The sequence below is a fragment of the Sphingobium sp. ba1 genome, assembly GCF_000743655.1.
In the GTDB taxonomy this organism is placed as follows: domain Bacteria; phylum Pseudomonadota; class Alphaproteobacteria; order Sphingomonadales; family Sphingomonadaceae; genus Sphingobium.
On the sequence record NZ_JPPQ01000056.1, the window covers coordinates 1 to 1,482 of the forward strand.

At 61.7% G+C, this 1,482-nt stretch carries 1 protein-coding gene; it reads right to left on the reverse strand.

The window, feature by feature from the left end; all coding sequences use genetic code 11:
* Positions 1 to 75: 75 nt before the first annotated feature.
* Positions 76 to 1,439 (reverse strand): IS3 family transposase gene (locus tag IL54_RS02800; protein WP_409592734.1). Its coding sequence is split into 2 segments (ribosomal slippage): positions 76 to 1,089 and positions 1,092 to 1,439, totalling 1,362 coding nucleotides; the frame shifts between segments, so codons are not numbered across the junction.
* Between the last annotated feature and the right edge of the window lie 43 nt (positions 1,440 to 1,482).

Sequence of the window (1,482 nt, forward strand, 5' to 3'; positions counted from 1 at the left end):
CTGTCCGTCGTCAGAACATTCGGCACAACTCGCGGCGTAGATTAGCGGAGTGCGGACCTCGTCAGGGGGTTGATGTTAGGCGGCGAACTTGCGGTGCTGCAAGCGCCGATGTTCGATGGTCTGTCGCTTGATCCTTTCGCGCAGTTTGATGATTGCCGGAGCCCTGCCGAAGTAGGCGTCGGCAGGCGTCACATTGGCCAGGCTCTCGTGGTATCGCTGGTGATTGTAGTGCTCGACGAAGGCCTCGATGTGAGCTTCGAGGTCGCCGGGCAGGAAGTAGTTTTCCAGCAAGATGCGGTTTTTCAGGGTCTGGTGCCAGCGCTCGATCTTGCCCTGGGTTTGGGGATGACACGGGGCGCCGCGGACATGGCTCATCTTCCGGGCCTCGATGTATTCCGCCAGCTCACCCGCGATGTAGCTGGGGCCATTATCGCTGAGTAGCCGGGGTTTGTGCAGCACCGTGGCGCTGTCGCAACCAGAAGCCGCCAGGGCGAGGTCCAGCGTGTCGGTGACGTCCTCGGCTCGCATGTTGGTGCACAGCTTCCAGGCGATGATGTAGCGCGAGAAGTCGTCGAGCACGGTCGACAGATACATCCAGCCCCACCCGATGATCTTGAAGTAGGTGAAGTCGGTCTGCCACATCTCGTTCGGCCGCGTGGTTTTCGTGTGGAACTGATCGGCAGCCTTGATCACGACATAGGCCGGGCTGGTGATCAGGTCGCGGGCCTTCAACAGGCGGTAAACCGTGGATTCCGACACGAAGTAGCGCTGCCCATCGGTGAAGCGCACGGCCAGTTCCCGGGGGCTCAGCTCAGACTGTTCCAGCGCCAGCTCGATGATCTGGTCGTGGATGCCCGCCGGGATGCGGTTCCACACCCGGCTCGGCGCCGATGGCCGATCTTCCAACGCCTCCGGCCCGCCTTCGAGGTAGCGATCATACCAGCGGTAGAATGTCCGACGAGGGATGCCGAGTTGGTCCAGCGTGCGCTTGGCCGACAGGTGCGACTGCTCGACGGTTCTGATGATCTCGAGCTTCTCGGATGCGGGATACCTCATTCGTCGTTGCCCCCATCCGCGATCATGCTTTTTTTGAGCAGACGGTTTTCCAGTGTCAGATCGGCCACGCATTCCTTCAGGGCCCGGGTTTCGCGGCGCAGGTCCTGGACCTCTCCGGTGGTCGCGGCACGGGCGGTGTCGCCGGCCAGGCGGCGCTTGCCAGCTTCCATGAACTCCTTCGACCAGGTGTAATACAGGCTCTGGGCAATGCCTTCCTTGCGGCATAGCTCGGCGATGCTGTCTTCCCCGCGCAGGCCATCCAGCACGATGCGGATCTTGTCCTCGGCCGAAAAGTGGCGCCGGGTCTGTCGGCGGATGTCCTTCACTACCCGCTCTGCTGGGGCCTTGGCGGGCGATTTTACATTGGAGGATCTGGGCTTCATCTTCGTTCCTTCGTCACTACGACGAAGCCCAGATCCTCCTTAG